General features: G+C 70.1%; 1 pseudogene. It reads left to right on the forward strand.

Features of this window, described 5'->3' with window-relative positions:
* Nucleotides 1–268, forward strand: a pseudogene (locus VH88_RS15255) (IS3 family transposase); the annotation flags it as partial.

Below are 268 nucleotides of genomic sequence, written 5' to 3' on the forward strand. Positions count from 1 at the left end.
GAGAACCCTCGGGCAAGAACCGGATCTACCGGCTCTATCGCGAGGAAGGCCTGACGGTGCGCAAGCGCCGCTCACGTCGTCGCGCCATGGGCACGCGCGCGCCGATCCTGGTCGAGGCCAGGCCGAACGCCCGCTGGTCGCTGGACTTTGTGCACGACCAGTTCGCCACGGGCCGCCGCTTCCGCATTCTCAACGTGGTCGACGACGTCACCCGCGAGTGCCTGGCGGCGATCCCCGACACCTCGATCTCGGGACGCCGCGTCGCGCG

This window comes from Brevundimonas sp. KM4 (assembly GCF_000964075.1).
Classification (GTDB): Bacteria; Pseudomonadota; Alphaproteobacteria; order Caulobacterales; family Caulobacteraceae; genus Brevundimonas; species Brevundimonas huaxiensis.